Below are 18312 nucleotides of genomic sequence, written 5' to 3'. Positions count from 1 at the left end.
ATTCATTATTGCTTGGAGGTCTCCAAATATTGCTTAATAAAGCGCAGTGCATTTGCGTCACGTTCCGTGCCTTCACGAATGCCCGCAAACATTTCTTTCTTAAGGACAGGCAGTTGTTCGCCTAGCGGGCTGCCCATAATATCCACGGCATACACATGCTCCGAACCGTCTTCCTCATTTTTCCCCTTTACCAGCATCTCCGGCGTGAGCAGTTCCTTCAGCTCGCCTTCAACCTCGGCTTCGAGGGGGCGCACCATCCCTTGATTGCCAACCCAATCAAAGGCGGTCTGATCCATAATGTACAGGTCCGGGCGCTCGGTGGACAGTACAAGCAGTGCCTTTTGCAGCATGGCTGCATCCTGCGGATTGTTGGAATCCAGAGGCGGTACATAGTTAATGTTAACGGTTACGCGTTTCCAATCGGGGAATTGCGCCAGAATCGCATCCTCGATTGGTTTGAGGTCCTGTCCACCATCCTGATTCATATAAGATCCGAGGAACATGACTTCCAGATCAACCGGGGGCAGATTGGCCAACCGTTCTTTTTCGGCCTGATGGTTGAAAATACTAATCACGATATAAATGAGGACGCCGACTAGAGCAATACCGCCGAGCACATGAAATTTATAATAACGGAAGAAATGATCGGTTTTCTCCGCTGTCCCGGCAAACCTTTTATATTTGCCGTACCGTTTCTGATTCATCTCTTCCAAAGCTTTACGGTTCTCTTCTTCAAGGATGAATTTATAGGCTTTGGTGATGTCGGCAAACTCGGCTTCGATCTCCTCCGCCCGGTCCGGCTCCCGCCTTTGATGTGAGCGGGTTTGGCGCATGAGCAGCGTATACCGGTCGTCTAGCTGTTCCTTGGTTGCATCCTCCGGCAGACCCATTCGCTCATAGGCTTCTTTCAATTGGTCCATTCATGTCACCTCTTCTATACTGTGAGAGTTTCCTATTTACCAGTATATAGTGTAGAGGCGGCAGGTTACAAACGTTTATGTGATGTTTCGACACTAGTTGTCTTGATAATGGGTAAACTGTCAGGAATAAGGAAGAAACGCGAAAATGGATATCATGGGATATGGTAAATGATTCATTGTCTCCCTGAATGATTATGAATGTTTTTGAAAGTTTTAGATTGTTTTTTGGTATGTTTATGTTACTATATGCTTTGAGGGGGGATTCACATTATGCTGACGGAAGAAAGATACCGAATCATATTAGAGCGCTTGCAAGAACGTGGCGTCGTGAAGCTGCAGGAATTGGTTGAACTCCTTGAAGCTTCGGAATCAACGGTACGGCGTGATTTGATCGACCTTGAAGAACGTCAATTATTAAAGCGCATTCATGGCGGAGCCGCGTTGCCGAGCCCAAAGATACAGGAACCTGGAATTGAGGAAAAAACGTTCAAAAACATTCAACAGAAAAATACCGTTGCCCGGTTAGCGGCAGCACAGGTGGAGAATGGAGAAAGCATCTACCTCGATGCGGGAACGACCACGCTGGCGATGATACCGTTCATCGACGCGAAGGACGTTACGGTGGTAACGAACGGTTTATCCCATATCGAAGCGCTGGTAAGCAAACGAATCAAAAGTTATCTACTGGGCGGCATGATGAAAATTCATACCAAAGCCGTCATCGGAAGCATAGCGCTTCAAAATATGGACAACTTCCGCTTTGACCGCTGCTTTCTCGGCACGAACGGTGTGGATGTAGAGATGGGCTACACCACGCCCGATCCGGAAGAAGCCTTGATCAAGCGGCGAGCCCACCAGCTGTCCGCCTCCAGTTATGTCCTTGCGGATTCAAGCAAAATAGGAGAGGTTTCCTTTGCCAAATTACTGGATCTGAACGAAGCGACGCTGATTACGGAGTCCTTATCGGAATCCTGGAAGAAGGCTATTTCACAGAAAACCAAAATAATTGAGGGATCATGATGATATATACGGTAACACTGAATCCTTCCATCGATTTCATCGTGGAAGTTGAACATATCGAGCTCGGCGGTTTGAACAGAATGACACGGGACTTGAAATTTCCGGGCGGCAAAGGAATTAATGTATCGCGGGTGTTGAACCAGCTTGGAGCTGATAATACGGCCATTGGTTTCCTGGGCGGATTCACCGGTCGTTATATAGACGAGATGCTGGGCAAGGAAGGAATCCGCACCCATTTCGTGAATATCGCGGACGATACCCGCATCAACGTCAAACTTAAGCATGGCGACGAGACCGAGATTAACGGCCTGGGTCCTATCATCCGCGAGGAAGAAACGAAAGAACTGCTTCATAAGTTGTCACAGCTTCAAGCAGGGGACATCGTTGTGCTGTCCGGCAGCGTTCCGCCTTCGCTGGGACCTGATTTTTATGGCCTTCTTATCGAAACGTGCCGGAAGTGCGGTGCCGAATTCGTGATGGACACCACTGGAGAGGCGCTGATGAAGGCATTGGCCTGGAAGCCGCTCCTCGTAAAGCCGAATCATCACGAACTGGCCGAATTATTCGGCGTTGTTATCGATTCAAGCGAGAAGCTTGTAGAGTACGGCCGAAAGCTGCTAGAGGAAGGAGCGCAGCATGTTCTTATCTCCATGGCCGGCGAAGGGGCACTGTTCATCACGGCCGATCGGGTATATCACGCGAGCGTACCGTCAGGTACAGTCCGTAATTCCGTCGGGGCCGGTGATTCGATGATTGCCGGATTCGTCGGTACGCTAGCGATGGGCAAGGATCCGATCGAGGCATTCCGGACAGGGGTCGCCTCGGGTAGCGCGACGGCGTTCTCGGACGATTTGGCTGTGCGGGAAACGATTGATCGACTTCTTCCGCAGGTTAGGATCACGGAGTGGTAAGCCGCTTTACATCGATTACGCGGTTATGATGCGGCCGGCCGGCTATGGCGTGGCAGTCATCACGAGGATATCAAGGGAGTGTGAACCAGCATGAAAATTACGGATTTAATGATACAAGAAACGATGATCATGGACCTGAAGGCGGTCACGAAGGAGGCAGCCATTGATGAACTGATCGCAAGCCTGGCTGCAAGCGGGCGGATCAACGATCCGGTCTTGTTCAAAGAGATGATTCTGAAGCGTGAAGCCGAATCCAGTACGGGAATCGGAGGCGGCATCGCGATGCCGCACGCGAAGACGAAAGCGGTTAATGAACCGACCGTCGTGTTTGCCAAGAGCAGTCAGGGCGTGGATTTCGAAGCGCTGGACGGAGAGGCGGCGTATGTGTTTTTTATGATCGCAGCTCCGGAAGGAGCCGGAAATACCCATCTCCGTACGCTTGCCGCACTATCGCGGCTGTTGATCGATACCGAATTTATCGCACAATTGATGAATACGAAGACGCCCGGGGAAGTAACGGCGTTATTTGATTCGAAACAGGCAGTGGAAGAAGCTGCCAAGGCGGAGAAGGAAGCGGCCAAGAGAAGGGAAGCGGCAAAAAAGGAATCGGAGAAGGCTCCGGAATCCGATGTCACTTCCGAATCTGACCCCAAGAAAGTTGCTGACGGAACCTCGGATGCTTTTGTTGTTGCCGTAACGGCGTGTCCGACCGGTATTGCCCATACGTTTATGGCTGAAGATGCCCTGAAGAAGAAAGCTCAGGAAATGGGCGTCGAGATCCGGGTGGAGACCAATGGCTCGGAGGGTGCGCAGAACGTGTTGACGGAAGAGGAAATCCGCAGGGCGGCAGGCGTCATCATTGCCGCCGACAAAAACGTGGAAATGGCCCGCTTTAACGGAAAGCCTGTGCTCCAGCGACCGGTCAGCGACGGTATCCGCAAATCGGAGGAGCTGATTCGCAAAGCGATGAGCGGTGATGCCCCCATCTACCGGAGCGAAGGCGGAGGTGAGTCGCAGGCGAAGGACGCGGAGAAGGGCAGCATAGGCACGAAAGTGTATAAGGACCTGATGAATGGTATTTCGCATATGCTGCCATTCGTCGTGGGAGGCGGTATTCTTCTGGCTATCTCCTTCCTGATCGAGCAGCTTGCAGGAGACAATCATCCCCTCTTCCAGCTGCTGCAGACGATTGGCGGGGGAGACGGCGCCTTCCACTTCCTCATTCCGGTTCTGGCGGGATTCATTGCGCTCAGCATAGGTGATCGTCCGGCGTTGATGCCCGGTATGGTCGGAGGGCTAATGGCCCTGAATTCTAATTCGGGATTTCTTGGCGGGCTAGCGGCAGGTTTCTTGGCGGGTTATGTGGTGATTCTGCTGCGCAAAGTCTTTGCTGGTCTGCCCAAAGCGCTTGATGGCTTAAAGCCGATTCTGTTGTACCCGGTTGTCGGCCTCCTTGTAACCGGAACGATCATGTTCTACCTGTTTGATCCGTTCTTCAGCTGGATCAATCTCGGCCTGATTGATATTCTGAACAATCTGGGTACTGGAAACGCGGTGATTCTTGGTCTTATTCTGGGCGGAATGATGTCGATTGACATGGGTGGACCCTTCAATAAAGCGGCATATGCATTTGCGATCGGCGTCTTTACATCCAGCGGCAATACGAACGGAGCCATGATGGCTGCGGTTATGGCCGGCGGTATGGTTCCTCCGCTTGCTATTGCGCTGGCGACGACGTTTTTCAAGCATAAGTTTACGGAGCAGGAACGAAAGTCCGGTGTGACCAACTATGTGATGGGACTTTCCTTCATTACGGAGGGCGCGATCCCGTTCGCCGCTGCCGATCCGCTGCGCGTGCTGACATCTTGCATCCTCGGCTCGGCGGTTGCCGGCGGGTTGACGCAGCTGTGGAGCATCAACGTCCCTGCTCCTCACGGGGGGGTTTTTGTTGCCGCTCTGGCCAACCATGCGCTTCTGTTCTTGCTGGCCGTCCTGATTGGCGCGGTGCTATCAGGCCTGCTGCTTGGTCTGTGGAAGAAGCCGCTTGAGCGTAAATAGATTCATACAGATGAGACAATACGAGTTTGGAGTAGGCGTTTCTGCTTACTTCGGACTCGTTTTTTTCATAGTCGGTTGGTCATTTCTGCAGTTGACCGCATGTTATAATCTAGTCATGATCGAAAATGGAAGGAGAGAGAATAGAGATGATGGAACAGAACAGCAAGGGTCGAGGTCCCGAGGAGCTTATCGAAGAAATCAACCGGACGTCCACAGCTGAAGGAATGGCGGCGGTATGGTTTCTGGGACAGGAGAGCGTTGTCCTTAAGGGCGGGGAGGTTGTCATCTATATCGATCCTTATATGTCTGATGATCTGGAACGCAAAGCGGGATTCAAGCGCGCATTTCCTGCACCGTTGACCCCGGAGCATATCACGAATGCGAACATGGTGCTGATCACCCATGAGCATGACGATCATATGGATCTGGGAACGATTGCGGTCATAGCCAAACAGAATCCAGAGACAATTTTTGTCGCACCGGCTTGCTGCCATGAAGCGATGAGAGAGGCCGGTGTCGCTCCGGAGCGTTTGTACGCGGCGATGTGCGATGAATGGCAGCAGTTTGAGGGCTTCCGACTGATGGCGATTCCGGCTGCCCATGAAACATTGGATGAGCATGAACAGTTCGGGCACCGATATGTCGGATATTTGGTGGATATCCAGGGCGTGTTGATCTACCATGCGGGAGATACCGTCGTTTATCCTGGTTTGGTTGAAAGGTTACAAGCGTATGCGATTGATATCGGGATGGTGCCGATCAACGGGGGAGATGCCTTCCGCCGGAAAGACGGAATCGTTGGAAATATGGGCTTTCGGGAGGCAGCAGAGCTTGCCGCAGCATCGGGATTCGATCTGACCATTCCCATGCACTATGATATTTTCCCTTGGAATGGAGAGAAGCCGGGGTATTTTGTAGATTATTGTTATGAGAACTATCCCTATATGAAGACCAAGGTGATGGCACGGACCGAGCGTTTGATTTATGTAAAAGATTAGTAGCAAAAGGTATCCGAATCGAGCTCGGTGGAATTTTTTTCAAATGCGGGACAGCAAGTCCGCAATTTTTCGAAATGGCAAGCATATAAATGAGACATGCCCTTATAAATGGAGATGGGGAAATGGTGTCATTTCGAAAACATGTCATTATCGTGATCGGCAGTTTTCTGATCGCGATGGGGACCAATTTTTTTCTTGTCCCGCATAAAGTTTTGGATGGTGGAGTTATCGGCATCGCCCTGATAGCTAACTATGTGTTTGATCTACATATCGGATTCGTCATCATTTTGTGCAGCATTCCCATGTTTATCGCAGCCTGGATATTAAATCGCGAAATTTTTTACAATAGTCTGTCAGGCATGCTGATATCTTCATTTATTATCGATTTGCTTTCACCGCTGCAACCGGATTTTTTGCGATTTTTTGCCCCGAATGTCATCCTGAGCGCGCTCCTGGGCGGGGCTTTGATCGGAGCCGGACTTGGATTTATGCTAAGACACAATGCAAGCACGGGCGGAACGGATCTGCTGGCGCATTTCCTGGCTAAATATTTGCCGTTAAATGTAGGCGTCATTATTTTGCTGATGGATGCCGTGATCATTGGTTTCGGAGGTTTCCTGTTGTCGGAAAGCACCTTCATGTATTCTGTTCTGACGATCGTAGCGGGCGGCTTTACGACAGGAATGTTCACCCAGAAGCGTTGGTTCAAAAAGAGACGGATTAAATAAACAGACAAGCCTATCAAGTCGACTCTTGATAGGCTTGTCTGTTTATGAAAAGAGCGATATTCGGAGGAATCCTATACGAAAACCGTACAGCATTTTTTATCTTTGCGATTGAGCTTCCTTAAAGGCGTTGATATATGCGCGTGCCTTCTCTGTAATCAGATTGAAGTCACCGCTCTTCAATGCGTCCTTGGTCAGATCCGATCCGATCCCGACCGCAAACGCGCCGGCCTTGATCCATTCATGCAGATTGTCCAGATTTACGCCGCCGGTTGGCATGATGTTGGCCTGCGGGAGCGGACCTTTCAGAGATGGAATGACGGATGGAGAGTACAGATTGCCCGGGAAGAGCTTGATGACGTCGACGCCAAGCTCAAGAGCGGCAACGATATCATGAACGGTTACGGCGCCCGGCATAACCGGGATGCGGTAACGATTGCTGAGCATAATGGTATCGCGGTCGAAGCCCGGCGAGACTACAAACTCGGCACCGGCAAGAATGGTGATTCGAGCTGTTTCAGCATCGAGAACCGTGCCTGCGCCAATGATGGCATAGTTATCCGCTTGCGGGTCTTTAGAGGAGTACATTTTGGCCAGCGTCGTAATGGCTTCGGTAGCGAACGGTACGGTCATGGTTACTTCGATAACCTTGATACCGCCTTCAATCGCACGTTTGGCAATCTCGACAACCTCTTCGGGGGAATCTCCGCGAAGGACAGCGACGACACCCGCATGATGAATTTGTTCGATCAGTCTTAGCTTTTTCATGTTACACACTCCTTCTCGTCTATGAATGGATTAGAAAGATGGCTCGTTTAATGAACAGGAGCTAACGCTCGATATGAGCAGCATTTCCGCGCCGCTGTTGTACCTCTTCCCAGGTCGGAAGTGCTTCCCAATCACCGGGCGCTTGGATCACCAGCGAACCGGTTAAGCCGCCCAGCGAGAGAGCCTCTTCGGGTGTCCAGCCCTTGGCGATACCGGCAAGGAAACCAGCACAGAAGCCGTCGCCTGCTCCCACGGTGTCCACCACTTGATCCACCTGTTCAAAGGGAAGGGAGTAGGTGTGGCTCTTGTGGACAATGACATTGCTCCCATTGAAACTTTTGATAACGGACATTCCGGGAAGCTGTCGCAGTCGGTCCAGGATCGCCTGCTCGTCCTCAGTTTCGAACAGCAGCTTGCATTCATCATAGCCCGGAAGAAAATAATCACAGGCTTCCGCAAGTTCCAGCAATACAGGGCGAGCTTCCTCGATATTCCATAGCTTGAGCCTGAGGTTAGGGTCAAAGCTGATCAGGACGCCATGCGCTTTGCATACGGAAATGACATGCCGTATCGTCTCCAGGCAGCTGCTGCTTAGAGCTGCGGTGATGCCTGTAAAATGAAGGATGCGGGCATTGGCTATGTATTCGGAGTCTACATGGTCCGGCGTCATGTGACTGGCGGCGGAGCCTTTGCGGTAGTAATAGACGGAGGATTGACCGCGAACGTTCTCGCGCAGCATAAGGCCGGTCGGTGCAATATCCGTTTGTCTGGCGGCGGAAATGTCGACACCTTCTCCTCGAAGCGTTTTCAAAATACCGGTTCCGATCGGATCGTTACCGAGTTGACCGAACCATCCGCTGCTGCAGCCAAGCCTGGACAGTCCGATGGCGAGATTGCTTTCGGCACCGCCGAAGGATTGTGCCATGCTTCCTCCTTGTCCTATGCCCCGTGTACCTTCCGGATATAATAATCCCATCGATTCACCGAACGTGATGACATCGATAGGACGCGTTTCATTCTTCATCGAATCTACCCCCTTGAATTCAGTCGCCGTTATTAACACTTTACCCTGATGGGGAGGATAACTCAATAATAAATAACACAATATAAAGTACCTCCTATCAGGGGAAGATAGGAGGTAGGCTTAGGCTTACATGTGATGGAGCAAACTAAAAACTTATGTTTAGAAACCTTTATACTGAGGCTCTTCCTGTTCAAGCTGCTGAACCCGCTGGGCCACTTGGTCCACGACTTGCTGTGTCTGTTGAGCTGCAGCCGTGAACAAATCCTTGGCATTTTGATCTTGCGTGGACAGTGCAAATTGCTCAAGGCTGGCCTGAGCGCTTTTTAAGGATGAGAGACATGTTTTAACATCGGAAGCTACGGTCATTGGTTTTTATCACTCCTTTCATGCGTAATAATGTACGCATTTTGCAGAAGAACATGCATGGAGCATATTTTGGAAAATAATGGTGTGATTTCTAAAGGGATATTTGACAATAATCTAAAGTGTGATTATTTAGTCAAGACATGAAATGAGGAGGCTTTATTGTGGCCGAGTGGTTGGAAATTGTACTTAGAACCTTATGTGCTGTGGTCGTGTTGTTTCTGATGACGAAACTGCTGGGCAAGCGGCAAATTACGCAGCTATCTTTTTTTGAATATTTAACGGGGATTACGATCGGCAGCTTGGCCGCCTACATCTCCCTGGATCTTGATGCGAACTGGTATTTGGGATTAGTAGCGCTGGGCGTATGGGTAGCCTGTTCATTACTTATTGAATTCCTGACAATCAAGAGCAAGAAGGCCAGGGACTTTATCGATTTTAAGTCGACCGTGCTCATTAAAGACGGCAAGATATTGGAAGATAATTTAAAGAAAGAAAAACTGTCTTCCGATGAGTTAATGCAGCAGCTGCGGAAAAAAGACGTGTTTCAGATCGCTGACGTGGAATTTGCCATTATGGAGTCCAGCGGGGAAATTAATGTTCTGCTGACGCGTGAGAATCTGCCTTTAACTCCTAAAGATCTTGGTGTCCAGGTAGCGCCGGAAAAGCCCGGACAGGTTGTCGTCATGGATGGTGAAGTCATGGATGAACCGCTGCGCGTCGCAGGCTTCAATCATGGATGGCTGGTGGAAGAACTGGACAAGCAGGGCGCTAAGATCAAGGATGTATTTCTCGCACAGGTAGACACTTATGGACAACTAACCGTCGATTTGTATGATGATCAGATTCAGGTTCCCCAAAATGAGGAGCGGAAACTGCTCTATGCGAATTTGAAAAAATGTCAGGCGGATCTGGAGTTATTCAGCCTCAGTACAAAGAGTAAGAAGGCAAAAAAAATGTATGAAGAAAGCTCCAAACAGATCGAGAAGATTATAGCCGAGGTAAAGCCAATCCTAAATACTTAATTCGGGAGCCACCGAGTCATAATTCCGTAAAAATCGGAATAGGATATTTTTGTGTATTACAAAAGGAGCCGGTTGCCGCCGACTCCCCGCACAGCAGATCATTACCTGCAAGGTGGATATTTGCTTGCTACCAGACGTAAGAAATAGATTCATCTGTACAAGGGACGGGTCTATTTCTTATTATGGAAGGCAAGGATCGAGACGACCAGAGTGGCGAACGATATCATTAAAGCCAAAGCTTCATTCACGCCCATGCCTATCACCTCCTGCTGCCACCCTTGCCAGCTGGTCTACTGTACTATATAATATGCCAATTGCTTACAATAAAAGAACCTTTTTGTAGGAAGCGCTTACGTAATAATTTCATCATTATGCACAGAGATTTTCAAATTTTCTATTTTTCCAAGTTCTCATATCGTAAGGCTGTTGCACTTTTGATCCTAAATGAAGGACCTTTCGGGCTTTTAGGTCATCGCAACTTTCCTCAGAACTTTTCAGTTGAATTAAAAAGAGTATCCTAATGCAGGATACTCTTTTTAATTTTCTCACGTCTAAACAAGCTTCATTCATTTCCGATACCGCGCTGCTAGGCTGTCCGCCGTTTTCTCTTTCGCGGGCGCAGAAGTATGGCTAACCAGTACAATAGGGGAATCGCTTCAATGGTCAGGAAAAAAGCAATCATAGGCACAGAGTCGTAATTCTCCTGAAACAGCGTAGGATTCCGCGAATATTGGTAGGCGATAACGACCGAAGTACCACCAACCAAGGAAATCAGGGGATTGTCCATTTTTTTTAGGTTCAATACCTTTCCCAGGCATTTTACGCTGACATGGAGCAAAAACGCACTGTGCATAAACATGGAGCTGCTCCATAACCCTATCATTAAGGGATCGGATTTACCGAGGAAGCCGCCGGTAGAACGCATAAGCTCCACGAGCGGATATTGAAGTTCTCGCCCGAAGTATGGACCGAAATTGAGCAGGGCAGCCAACCATTGAAGCAAAACCGCCAAGGCGACCAAGAGCCCTGAACAGGCCAGATTGCGAAACGCTCTCCGATCGATTTGTATGTAGGGTGCAATAAACAGGAATACGACCCATTCGGCAAAGAAAGAGAGACAATACACGGCATCTGTTGCCGCGGAACCATAATTATGATGCGTAATCAAAGCAGGCAGCATCTCAAATTCCGAGTTTTTGAAAAAGAATATATTGACCAGCACGATAGAGAGCACGGAAAGTATAAATAATCCGTCTGACATATAAATCATCGTTTCCAGTCCCCATCTGGCCGTGATGATCACAACCAATCCAATGATAATCTGGATAATCCACTGCGGGGATTCCCGCATATAGTTCGTATTAAAAAACAAGGTAAAACCTTCGATATCCAAGGCAATGTAATTGATGCTCCAAAACAAGAGCAAAAGGATGATCATGGTATGAACCCATTTCCCGACCAGGCGTTCTCCAAAATCCACCCAGGAGGTATTCGGGCTCCACATGCCGAGCCTGATCGTGAACCACAGAAGGATCAGACTCATAGCACTTCCGGCAAGAATGGACATCCATCCTAGATATTCTGAATTCCATAGCAGAGGCGTGATCAGAAACCCAGTGGGCTGGGCAGATAGATAAACAAACGCAAACCGGAACAGCTGCCAGGGAGTTTTACGCATCCTATATCGCCTCCTCTCCTTTCTAATTTCAGCCTAACCAACCGAATCCCCAGTGGATCCATTGATTGGGTGTGGGCCACCAATGGATGAAAGCGGCAAGCATATTCCATATGGCAGCCAGTACAATGAGGGAAAGCACCATCCATTTTTCCCGTCGCGATTTTTGTCTGACAAGGTACCACTCCAGCAGTGCAATCGCCGAAAAAAATATGGCTATCATTCGATTTTCTCCTCCTTATTCTGATTTGGCATTAAAACTTGCTCCCAGGTTTCGTATGGTAATATGAGTCGAAACTTGAATTTCTGCTTCATTTCTGTAAAAATCTTCCCATCTTGAACGCAGTTTATGCCAAGCATCGGGGTAGTGCCAGTCGAGGACCATGCCTAATTGCAATATATCCGCACCAGCCCTTTGGGATGTACGCAGAGCACGGTTCATTTGAGTGCTGACCTGGTCATTCAATTCACGTTCAATCATTTTGTTGATAGCAGCCGAATCCGGTAAGTGTGTGTCTTTTTTGTATATGATGTCTGCCCTTCCCTTGAGCATAACCGTGAAAACGGGGCCGTCGGGTGTCATTTTCACCTTCTTCTGGGATCTGATGTTGATGAGTAACAGGCTGGCCTTACCTTTGTTCTTGCCATCGTCCCAAGACACGGTGTAAAGCGCGTCTCTTAGCTCCTTAAGAGCCCAGCTGACGGCCATGGATTCCTTTAGTGGCAGGGTGGCCCTTAGCTTGTGACCTTGAAATATCGCCGTCCCTTGAACTCCGGCCCAATCATCCTTTTTAGCTGGATCGGCTACCAACGGCTTTTTGCCTGCAGATAAGTATGTCAGGGCGTACCCTTGGTTGGCTTTGCTTGCATATAAAATATCTCTCGCCGTAGTTGCCACCATATTATGATGTTCGGCGAATTTGATGAGAACCTCCGAAGGCATTTGCTCAAAGACCGGCGTTAATCTGGCGATTTGCTTGGCGTCGCCTGGTGCAACCATCAAGTAGCATCTGAAATCGATCGTGGGTTCCCTTTCAAACCAATCCATTAAATCCTCAATACCGTCTTCAGCGTAGCTTCGGCCCAATACAAGGACCCGGGTATGACTGAAGTCAAGCCGCCGAGACAGATCTTTTTGAATAAGATGCAAGGCATCCTGAATTGTGGCGGAATCCTTGGAGACCATGGCATAAGGATCGCCGCCGCTCCCGCTGCCGGCCTGCTGCCCGGACATTAAGCGATTCGGCAGGGGAGCGCTAATGGTAACCTCTACATTTCCCGGCTGCTTGCCTTTATTAATATACATAGCGAAGACGAACGTCTGTTCATTAACCTCCACCTTGGTTGCGCAACCGGTAAGAATGATTAAAGGCAGCAGAAATCGAATGATTGTTGAACATTTCATTTTGGTTTCTGCCTCCTATTATTCGAGGTCTGAGCAGCATAGGAAGTTGGACGTTTATTCAGCAGGGGAGAGGGAGCACGGAGAAACGTATCCCTCCACTCGGAGAATACCAGCGGAGCTACCGGTTCCAGATACGGAGTCCCGAAGGATTTAAGCGAAGCCAAATGTCCAAGCACTACAAAAGTTCCTGCAAACAAACCGATTAGACCGAGTGTTCCTCCCAAGAGAAGCAGGGGGAAGCGTAGGAGTCGAAATGTCAGCCCAAGCTCAAAATGCGGAATGATGTACGAAGCAATCCCTGTTATGGATACCACGATTACCATCGGGTTAGACACGATCCCTGCTTCCACCGCGGCTTGTCCGATGACAATGGCGCCGATAATCGATATAGTCTGACCGACCGGTTTTGGAATTCGGGTTCCGGCTTCCCTGAGCGCTTCAAAGGTTAGTTCCATAATGAGGGCTTCCGTTAATGCCGAGAAAGGGATGTTCTCACGAGTTGATGTAATCGTGAGCAGCAGATCCGTCGGAATGATAGAAGGCTGGAACGTGGTAATGGCAACATACATGGATGGCATCAGCAGCGAAATGACAGCGAACATAAAGCGAATAAGACGGATCCAGCTGGAGGAAAAAAAGCTGTGATAATAATCCTCGGAAGATTGCAGCAGAGACAAGAGCGTAACCGGCACGATAAGAGCAGACGGTGTACCGTCCATCATCATCCCGACTCTCCCCTCAAGCAGTGAAGCTGCAACAGAGTCGGGTCGCTCTGTGTATTGAAACTGAGGAAACGGCGATTTCACGCCTTCTTTCATTTGTTCAGATAAGGTACTGATGCCAAAGGCCCCGTCGATAGATATGGCCTTGATATTTTTTTCGATCTTAGCCACCACATCCTTATCGGCCAGTCCGTCAATATATACCATGTATATAAGGGTCTTCGAATAACGCCCGATTTGGTAACGGCGCGTCTTTAATGCGGGATGTTTGATTTTGTGACGCAGCAAGGACAGGTTGGTGAAGATGTCCTCGATAAAAGCCTCCTGGGGGCCATTTACCACAAGCTCATTTTGGGATTCCGAGACGGCTCTCTTTTCATACTTCGTTAGATCAAAGGTATAGACGTTAACCAATGAATCAATATACAGAACGACATAGCCCTCTACAATCAGGTTCGCAATATCGTGAGCTGATGATGAGCGGTTGAATGGAATCGAGAGTAAATCGCCACGATCCAGCTCATTAATAAAGTCATCTAAATTAAATTGTAAGGCAGAGGCCTCTTTGAGGAGCGGGGTAATGATACGCTCATGCAAAGAGCTGGTATCAATAATAGATTGGATATAAATCAGGGTGCAGGATTTGCCATGGGCCCGAAATGATTGGTAGACGACATCTTCACAGTTCTCAAGATTTTGTTTTATATTCTCAACCAGTTCATGATGAGTTTGTTCCTTCAAAACCGATCCCCCCTCACGCTCATATGTGTCTTTTTTTATAGAATGCCGTACTCTTGGCAAGTTATTCAAAATGACCAGAGAAGTTAACTTGTCGAGAGGGGGACTGAGCTAGGGATCATTCGATATGCAGAAAAAAAATACGCCTGATTCATAACGGCATGAAGCTGTTACGAAACGGGCGATTATAAGGTGTACCGTTAATTGCGATTTAAACCGCTACTTCTTGGTTTTTCCTCTTTTGATGGATTTCTTTATTCGTTGTAGCAATGGTTTTCGGTAGAACGTTAAAACGAAGCGCAGCAAAATATAGAGTATCAATGTAGACAGGACACTGTTGATGAGACCACCGACAAGAAAATTGACGCCCATATCGCCTAATCTGCCAAAATGGTTCGTCTCAATCCTATAATCCGTCTCCGGGACAGGTACCGAGAGAGCATCTTCGATTTCAAAGGTTTTGGGAAATGTGGTGAACAGATGCACAAATACCCCGATTCTATAGTTTAAATAGAACAGGATCGGCCACAAGACGGAGCCTGCCGAAGCTGCAAGGAAGGCGGAAGGGATGTTAGCCCGAACCATGCGAGCGAGCAGCGGAGCCAGCAGCAGATCAATGCCGAAGGTTGGATACCAGCAAGGGAAGAAGCCGACGGCAAAACCGAGCGCAATTCGATGATCGCTATTTTGCATGCGGAGAGTCCGGAGAATATAGTATTTCAGTCGTCGAATGTATTTATGAAGCAAAACCGTCTCCTCCTGCACGTACTAAATACAATAATGAAGGGATTGGAACCGCATTTTGTATCGTAGGGTTTCCATTTATAATAGAAAGAACTTTCAAGAATTATATAGTAGCGGTTGTAAACCGTCAATCGATGAAAGAAGAAATAAATGCGTGAAGTATTACTTTGACATGAATAGTAATATGCGTTATATTATACCCATTCGTTTCGTTAAGGAGGTCCGGGTATTTGATTGAATCCATACATAACAGCGATTTGATACGTGGAAATATTGATACCTTTATTTTGCGCGTGTTATCGGACGGAGATAATTACGGCTATCAGATCATTAAAGAAATCTCGCTGCGAAGCGGGAATCGATTTGAGCTGAAGGAGCCTACACTGTATTCCAGTCTGAGAAGGTTGGAGAAGCAGGGATTCATCCGTTCCTACTGGGGTGAAGAAACCCAGGGCGGAAGGCGCAAATATTACACCCTCAGCCAGGAGGGACAGGGACGCTTGCGGCACAATCAGGAGGAATGGAAGGCTGCGCGCGAGATTATTGATATTTTGATCGGAAACGGAAAGGAGCTGACAGACAATGACCAACAGGCATGACTTAGAGATTTTTGTGGACCGTCTATTTGCGAATAACGCAAAACCAAGGAAGTGGTAGAGCTAAAGAATGAGGTTCTCAGCAATTTGGAGGCTCGGGTTACGGATTATATGGAGAATGGGATGGAATATCAATCGGCCATTAGTCTGGCCATCGATAACATTGAAGATATCGAAGCCCTCATTGACGATAATCAAAAAGTTTACAGCTACCGTTTCCGCTATGAATTGGTTCAGAGCGCGCTTATTTATTCCTTGCTGGCGTGGATCGTGACCATACCGGCCCGATTTTTGCCAAGCGGTATAGGGGTGAACACCCTTCTGCTATGTCTCGTTGTCTTATCCGGTGCGGTGTATCTTTCCATGTCACGGCATCTGAAACGGTATGAGAAGCAGACAGCTGTGATCAACGCAGGCAAATTGGCCAAATGGAGCAAAGGGGCATGGTGGCTGTGGTCGATATTTATCGTAGTTGTATCCATGTACACCTTCCTGATTCAATACGGCAGCGATCTGTGGTTTGGGCGAGAATTGCGGATCGATGGGCCCTATTCGTTCTACGTGACCGTCATGCGATATGCCATCCCGATGACGTCGGTCATCATTCCGCTGCTTGTCCAAAAAGCTAGTAAATTAACTCTTCAACTTGAGGTGAATGAACCATGAGCAAAAAAAATTGGCTGATCGTTATACTGCTGCTTATCGGCGTAGTGGGTATGGCTGCACTGGAGGGATTCATCAAGCCCAAAGCAGACGAACAGGCCGTTCAATATGAAGCGGAGCAGAATGATCCGTTGACGCATGATATCCGGAATTCGTTAAGCTTTGCGAGCCCGTATATGGGGAATGCCGGGAACCTGATCAATTTGAATGCTTCGCTTCCCATGCGTGACATCGAACGTACATTTCAGCTGTATCCGGAGGAATTGACGGCCGAGATCCGATTCCAGGCCAGGGCCGGCGATCTGCAAGAGGAAAAGCTGAAGCAGCTGCTAGTTTATAACTCCACTGCTAATTTTGCCATGATTGATAATTTGGAAAAACTGATTTTCGCCTTTGAAGACCAAATCTTCACCATCCGGCGGGATGAGGTGGAGTCGTGGTTTGGCAATCAGGTCACACTTGCTTCATTACGGGATGCCGGGATATGGGAGAAGGAAGTTCAATCCCGTCTTGATGATAGGAAGTTTGTCGGTGATTACGTAGAGAACCTGGTTGAGCGTAAGTTTCTGTAGAGGTAAAGCTTTAGAAGTGATAAAGCGAAGGGGAGTATAGAGATGGGTACGGAGCGACGCCAATTAAGTCTGGGTGCTTTTCTAATGAATTACGGTCATCATATTGCCGCTTGGCGGCATCCCGGTTCGGCGGGGGTCGGAGCCGTGGTTTACGATTTCTATAAGCGCTGCGCTCAAGCAGCCGAACGCGGGAAATTCGATATGGTATTCCTTGCGGACAATAACTCGATTCCTTTGATCGAGGATTTGCGGACGAATGTCAGCTTTCTTCAGCCTGAAGCGCTGACCATGCTCAGCAGTCTGGCCGGCGTCACGGCGTATGTTGGATTAGCCGGCACGGCATCTACCACATTCAACGAGCCCTACGCATTGGCAAGGCGTCTGTCCACGCTGGATCATATCAGTGGCGGCAGAGCTGCATGGAATGTGGTGACTTCCACGAAGGATGCCGAGGCGCGCAATTTCGGCTCGGTGGAATTAATGGAGCATGGAAAGCGGTATGAACGGGCGGAGGAGTTTCTGCGGGCTGTGATGGAATGTTGGGACAGCTGGGAGGACGATGCCCTTGTGTTGGATCGGCAGAGAGCTGTTTTTGCGGATACCACACGGATTCATCGGGTTCATCATGAAGGAGCATTTTTCAGGGTGGAAGGTCCGTTGAACATGCCCAGATCTCCGCAAGGCAGGCCCGTTATCATTGAAGCGGGAACCTCGGCAGCGGGAAGGAGGCTGGCCGCCCAAACAGCCGATGTTGTGTTCACGGCCTGTGAGAGTAAAGAAGATGCGATAAGGTATTACCGCGAGTTTAAGGACTTGCTTAAGGAGTATGGACGGGAAGGGGGAGAGGTGAAGGTTCTCCCGGGATTGCTGATCTTCCTCGGAGAGAGCGAAGCCGAAGCTTTGGCGTATCACCGGGCATTCAGCGAGCTCATCTTGCCGGAAGCAGGGGTGAAATATTTGTCTCAATTGCTGAATGCCGACTTGACCGAATATCCGGTAGACGGTCCGCTGCCTGATCTGCCGAGGGAAGGGAACAGCAGCCGGGCGATCATGATTATGGATATGGCCGCGAAATCGGGCATGAGCATTCTGGAGCTTGGCAGGCATTACGCGGTCGCCAGAGGTCATATGACGATGATCGGAACCCCGCTGCAGATTGCCGATCGGATCGAGGATTGGTTTCGAAGCGGGGCTTGCGACGGATTCAACATTATGGCCCCTTTGCTTCCGAGTGGTCTCGAACAGTTTGTGGAGGGCGTAGTGCCGCTGCTCCAGCAGCGCGGACTGTTTCGCGAGGACTATACAGGCAGAACGTTACGGGACCATCTTGGTCTCAACCGGCCGGAAACCCAACATGAAAAATAATTGACGACAAAATTAGACGG

20 protein-coding genes are annotated in these 18312 nt (G+C 49.0%); 10 read left to right on the top strand and 10 right to left on the bottom strand.

The window, feature by feature from the left end:
- Positions 1 to 5: 5 nt before the first annotated feature.
- Positions 6 to 920 (bottom strand): J domain-containing protein, encoded by a 915-nt coding sequence (locus tag BJP58_RS13125; RefSeq protein WP_194544278.1) that lies wholly within the window; start codon positions 918 to 920, stop codon positions 6 to 8.
- 270 nt (positions 921 to 1190) lie between these two features.
- Between BJP58_RS13125 and BJP58_RS13120 the strand changes: the two genes are divergently transcribed.
- The 5 genes from BJP58_RS13120 to BJP58_RS13100 all read left to right on the top strand — a co-directional run bounded on the left by BJP58_RS13120 (position 1191) and on the right by BJP58_RS13100 (position 6635).
- Positions 1191 to 1940 (top strand): DeoR/GlpR family DNA-binding transcription regulator, encoded by a 750-nt coding sequence (locus tag BJP58_RS13120; RefSeq protein WP_194544277.1) that lies wholly within the window; start codon positions 1191 to 1193, stop codon positions 1938 to 1940.
- Positions 1940 to 2851 carry a 1-phosphofructokinase gene (gene pfkB, locus BJP58_RS13115; protein WP_194544926.1) on the top strand — a complete coding sequence of 304 codons (912 nt, stop codon included), beginning with the start codon at positions 1940 to 1942 and terminating at the stop codon, positions 2849 to 2851. The genes BJP58_RS13120 and pfkB overlap by 1 nt, the downstream gene beginning before the upstream one ends.
- Positions 2852 to 2941: 90 nt before the next feature.
- Positions 2942 to 4909: a PTS fructose transporter subunit IIABC gene (locus BJP58_RS13110; protein ID WP_194544276.1), complete on the top strand. Its 1968-nt coding sequence runs from the start codon at positions 2942 to 2944 to the stop codon at positions 4907 to 4909.
- A gap of 146 nt (positions 4910 to 5055) precedes the next feature.
- Positions 5056 to 5907: an MBL fold metallo-hydrolase gene (locus BJP58_RS13105; protein ID WP_194544275.1), complete on the top strand. Its 852-nt coding sequence runs from the start codon at positions 5056 to 5058 to the stop codon at positions 5905 to 5907.
- A gap of 122 nt (positions 5908 to 6029) precedes the next feature.
- Positions 6030 to 6635: a YitT family protein gene (locus BJP58_RS13100; RefSeq protein WP_194544274.1), complete on the top strand. Its 606-nt coding sequence runs from the start codon at positions 6030 to 6032 to the stop codon at positions 6633 to 6635.
- 96 nt (positions 6636 to 6731) lie between these two features.
- On the opposite strand, the gene BJP58_RS13095 is transcribed toward BJP58_RS13100, so the two are convergent.
- The 3 genes from BJP58_RS13095 to BJP58_RS13085 all read right to left on the bottom strand — a co-directional run bounded on the left by BJP58_RS13095 (position 6732) and on the right by BJP58_RS13085 (position 8790).
- Positions 6732 to 7400, bottom strand: coding sequence for a bifunctional 2-keto-4-hydroxyglutarate aldolase/2-keto-3-deoxy-6-phosphogluconate aldolase (locus BJP58_RS13095; protein ID WP_194544273.1), 669 nt, complete (start codon positions 7398 to 7400; stop codon positions 6732 to 6734).
- 61 nt (positions 7401 to 7461) lie between these two features.
- Positions 7462 to 8424: a sugar kinase gene (locus BJP58_RS13090; protein ID WP_194544272.1), complete on the bottom strand. Its 963-nt coding sequence runs from the start codon at positions 8422 to 8424 to the stop codon at positions 7462 to 7464.
- Between the two features lie 159 nt (positions 8425 to 8583).
- Entirely contained in the window at positions 8584 to 8790 is a 207-nt protein-coding gene (locus BJP58_RS13085) for a DUF1657 domain-containing protein (RefSeq protein WP_053491912.1), read from the bottom strand.
- A gap of 161 nt (positions 8791 to 8951) precedes the next feature.
- On the opposite strand from BJP58_RS13085, the gene BJP58_RS13080 reads away from it, so the two are divergent.
- A complete protein-coding gene (locus tag BJP58_RS13080) occupies positions 8952 to 9812 on the top strand; it encodes a DUF421 domain-containing protein (RefSeq protein ID WP_194544271.1) in 861 nt (286 codons plus the stop codon).
- A 170-nt stretch (positions 9813 to 9982) separates the two neighbouring features.
- Here BJP58_RS13080 and BJP58_RS34250 read toward each other — a convergent pair whose 3' ends face one another.
- The 6 genes from BJP58_RS34250 to BJP58_RS13055 all read right to left on the bottom strand — a co-directional run bounded on the left by BJP58_RS34250 (position 9983) and on the right by BJP58_RS13055 (position 15099).
- Positions 9983 to 10066 (bottom strand): putative holin-like toxin, encoded by an 84-nt coding sequence (locus BJP58_RS34250; protein ID WP_223260591.1) that lies wholly within the window; start codon positions 10064 to 10066, stop codon positions 9983 to 9985.
- 332 nt (positions 10067 to 10398) lie between these two features.
- Positions 10399 to 11490 (bottom strand): GerAB/ArcD/ProY family transporter, encoded by a 1092-nt coding sequence (locus BJP58_RS13075; protein ID WP_194544270.1) that lies wholly within the window; start codon positions 11488 to 11490, stop codon positions 10399 to 10401.
- A gap of 28 nt (positions 11491 to 11518) precedes the next feature.
- Positions 11519 to 11710 carry a hypothetical protein gene (locus BJP58_RS13070; RefSeq protein WP_194544269.1) on the bottom strand — a complete coding sequence of 64 codons (192 nt, stop codon included), beginning with the start codon at positions 11708 to 11710 and terminating at the stop codon, positions 11519 to 11521.
- A 15-nt stretch (positions 11711 to 11725) separates the two neighbouring features.
- The gene (locus BJP58_RS13065) at positions 11726 to 12892 is read right to left on the bottom strand and encodes a Ger(x)C family spore germination protein (RefSeq protein WP_194544268.1); all 1167 of its coding nucleotides are present in this window, start codon (positions 12890 to 12892) and stop codon (positions 11726 to 11728) included.
- Positions 12889 to 14355: a spore germination protein gene (locus BJP58_RS13060; protein WP_194544267.1), complete on the bottom strand. Its 1467-nt coding sequence runs from the start codon at positions 14353 to 14355 to the stop codon at positions 12889 to 12891. Before BJP58_RS13060 ends, BJP58_RS13065 begins: the two co-directional genes overlap by 4 nt.
- A gap of 216 nt (positions 14356 to 14571) precedes the next feature.
- Entirely contained in the window at positions 14572 to 15099 is a 528-nt protein-coding gene (locus BJP58_RS13055; RefSeq protein WP_194544266.1) for a DUF2062 domain-containing protein, read from the bottom strand.
- Between the two features lie 227 nt (positions 15100 to 15326).
- Here BJP58_RS13055 and BJP58_RS13050 point away from each other — a divergent pair, with 227 nt between their 5' ends.
- The 4 genes from BJP58_RS13050 to BJP58_RS13035 all read left to right on the top strand — a co-directional run bounded on the left by BJP58_RS13050 (position 15327) and on the right by BJP58_RS13035 (position 18292).
- Positions 15327 to 15695: a PadR family transcriptional regulator gene (locus BJP58_RS13050; protein ID WP_194544265.1), complete on the top strand. Its 369-nt coding sequence runs from the start codon at positions 15327 to 15329 to the stop codon at positions 15693 to 15695.
- 84 nt (positions 15696 to 15779) lie between these two features.
- Positions 15780 to 16358 (top strand): hypothetical protein, encoded by a 579-nt coding sequence (locus BJP58_RS13045; protein WP_233355063.1) that lies wholly within the window; start codon positions 15780 to 15782, stop codon positions 16356 to 16358.
- Positions 16355 to 16927, top strand: a complete 573-nt coding sequence (locus BJP58_RS13040) for a DUF4825 domain-containing protein (protein ID WP_194544264.1) — start codon at positions 16355 to 16357, stop codon at positions 16925 to 16927. Before BJP58_RS13045 ends, BJP58_RS13040 begins: the two co-directional genes overlap by 4 nt.
- Before the next feature lie 42 nt (positions 16928 to 16969).
- A complete protein-coding gene (locus BJP58_RS13035) occupies positions 16970 to 18292 on the top strand; it encodes an LLM class flavin-dependent oxidoreductase (protein WP_194544263.1) in 1323 nt (440 codons plus the stop codon).
- Positions 18293 to 18312: the final 20 nt, after the last annotated feature.

It is taken from the genome of Paenibacillus sp. JZ16 (assembly GCF_015326965.1).
GTDB lineage: Bacteria > Bacillota > Bacilli > Paenibacillales > Paenibacillaceae > Paenibacillus_AQ.
Note: the sequence above shows the minus strand (reverse complement) of the source record. Positions and strands in the feature narration are given on the sequence as shown.

Bases quoted from the DNA above. Each gene is read 5' to 3' on its own strand.
- BJP58_RS13125 (WP_194544278.1), bottom strand. From the start codon at position 920: ATGGACCAATTGAAAGAAGCCTATGAGCGAATGGGTCTGCCGGAGGAT.
- BJP58_RS13120 (WP_194544277.1), top strand. From the start codon at position 1,191: ATGCTGACGGAAGAAAGATACCGAATCATATTAGAGCGCTTGCAAGAA.
- pfkB (WP_194544926.1), top strand. From the start codon at position 1,940: ATGATATATACGGTAACACTGAATCCTTCCATCGATTTCATCGTGGAA.
- BJP58_RS13110 (WP_194544276.1), top strand. From the start codon at position 2,942: ATGAAAATTACGGATTTAATGATACAAGAAACGATGATCATGGACCTG.
- BJP58_RS13105 (WP_194544275.1), top strand. From the start codon at position 5,056: ATGATGGAACAGAACAGCAAGGGTCGAGGTCCCGAGGAGCTTATCGAA.
- BJP58_RS13100 (WP_194544274.1), top strand. From the start codon at position 6,030: ATGGTGTCATTTCGAAAACATGTCATTATCGTGATCGGCAGTTTTCTG.
- BJP58_RS13095 (WP_194544273.1), bottom strand. From the start codon at position 7,400: ATGAAAAAGCTAAGACTGATCGAACAAATTCATCATGCGGGTGTCGTC.
- BJP58_RS13090 (WP_194544272.1), bottom strand. From the start codon at position 8,424: ATGAAGAATGAAACGCGTCCTATCGATGTCATCACGTTCGGTGAATCG.
- BJP58_RS13085 (WP_053491912.1), bottom strand. From the start codon at position 8,790: ATGACCGTAGCTTCCGATGTTAAAACATGTCTCTCATCCTTAAAAAGC.
- BJP58_RS34250 (WP_223260591.1), bottom strand. From the start codon at position 10,066: ATGGGCGTGAATGAAGCTTTGGCTTTAATGATATCGTTCGCCACTCTG.
- BJP58_RS13075 (WP_194544270.1), bottom strand. From the start codon at position 11,490: ATGCGTAAAACTCCCTGGCAGCTGTTCCGGTTTGCGTTTGTTTATCTA.
- BJP58_RS13070 (WP_194544269.1), bottom strand. From the start codon at position 11,710: ATGATAGCCATATTTTTTTCGGCGATTGCACTGCTGGAGTGGTACCTT.
- BJP58_RS13065 (WP_194544268.1), bottom strand. From the start codon at position 12,892: ATGAAATGTTCAACAATCATTCGATTTCTGCTGCCTTTAATCATTCTT.
- BJP58_RS13040 (WP_194544264.1), top strand. From the start codon at position 16,355: ATGAGCAAAAAAAATTGGCTGATCGTTATACTGCTGCTTATCGGCGTA.
- BJP58_RS13035 (WP_194544263.1), top strand. From the start codon at position 16,970: ATGGGTACGGAGCGACGCCAATTAAGTCTGGGTGCTTTTCTAATGAAT.